1 protein-coding gene is annotated in these 1,495 nt (G+C 56.1%); it reads right to left on the reverse strand.

Annotated features, from left to right (window positions below; genetic code table 11):
* Positions 1–1,495 (reverse strand): choice-of-anchor J domain-containing protein (locus Q4P78_RS08660; RefSeq protein ID WP_303339975.1); only part of this gene is annotated, 1,495 nt, incomplete at both ends.

The following is a 1,495-nucleotide window of genomic DNA, read 5'->3' on the forward strand; positions in this document are numbered from 1 at the left end:
TACATTGGCACTGCTGCCCATCTCAATCTTCTCGGGAGCGGTCATAGTGGCCGTCAGGTCGTGCTGCAATGCATCGCGCACATTGATGTCGTCAATGACCACCGCCGTCTTCACATCTTGGCTCATGGCCGTGAAGAGCAGGCGCACATAGCTGTCAGCCTTATAGGGGGCCAAGTTCACAGAAACCGTACGCCAGCCTGCCTTGCCGGTCAGCTCCTCATAGTTGATGGTCTGCAAGTCTACCAAGTTTTCGGTGTCACCATTGCGTGCCAGCTCCAGCTTGAGTTGTGCCTCCTTGCCGGGATTGGCGTAATAGCGGAACACGAGCCATGGATTTTCAGCACCATTCAAGGCTATCTTGCCCGAGCCCAAAGTGGCAGCATCGCCAGCCTTGGCTGGCAAGAACGAGGCCGAACCTCCGTCACCATCGGCTGCGATAGACTTCACGGGGTCAAAGTAGTTGTTGCCGTCTCGGTCAACCGTCCACACACCCGACTGGAGTTTGCCGTTGGGGAAGGACTCCTTAAACGGCAGCTTGTAGGCCGTGCCGCCCAGCACCACATTCGATACAGCCGGATAGCTCTCAGCCGTAGCGTTTTGTGCCGTCACAGCAAAGTACACCAAGTCCTGCTTGCCCGTGGTCGGTATTTCCACCTCACACTTCATGGTGGTCAGGCCCTCGTGCTGCAACACAGGATTGCCCTTCTCATCCACACCATACACATTGTACTTCAGGTTCGCTTCGTTCACGAAGTTTCCCTTTTCGCCTACCGACCCGGGCGATTCCCAAGTCAGCATGGCCTTTCCGTTCAGCTTGTCTTTCAGCACCAAGTTGGTCGGTGCGAGCGGAATATCCTCGCCCACATACACAGTCTTGACTGCGGCCAAGCCTTCGCCTGCGGCATTGGTGGCCACTACCTTATACACATTTTCGCCATTGGCGGGACTATTGTCCTGATAGCTGAGCTTGCTGCCTACAGCCGGGTGGCTGAAGGTGTGAATCAGGGCCTCGCCGCGATAAAGCTCTACCTTTTCCAGCTCGCTCAGTGCCGTGCCGCCCTGGCTCTTGCTGGGTGCGGTAAACTCAATAAGGGCTGAGAGTGCGCCTTGGGTGTTGGGCGTAACGGTCAGGTTCTTCACGGCCTCGGGGGCAGAAAGATTGTTCTTGAGCGTTACTGACACATTGTCCACCAGCATAAAGTAGCCGTCCGACGTACTCAGGGCGTGCACGCCGAAGTAATACTTGCCTGACTGCGTAATCTGCACATCCACCGACACGCGCTTGCCCGACTCGCCCGCTGCAATCTCTGTAGGCTTCGTAGTAATCGTGAATGCCGAGGGATCCGTACTGGCTCCATAACCTGCCTCGTAGCGTTCGGGATAGTTGCTGCCCGGTGCCACATAGAAGGAGTAGGTGTAAATGCAGTTCGCCTTCAGGTAAATGGGGGGCGTAATCAGCCAGTCGTCAGCCGTTACACCGTCATAATTGGTCTCA

This window comes from Rothia sp. (in: high G+C Gram-positive bacteria) (genome assembly GCF_030540545.1).
In the GTDB taxonomy this organism is placed as follows: Bacteria; Actinomycetota; Actinomycetes; order Actinomycetales; family Micrococcaceae; genus Rothia.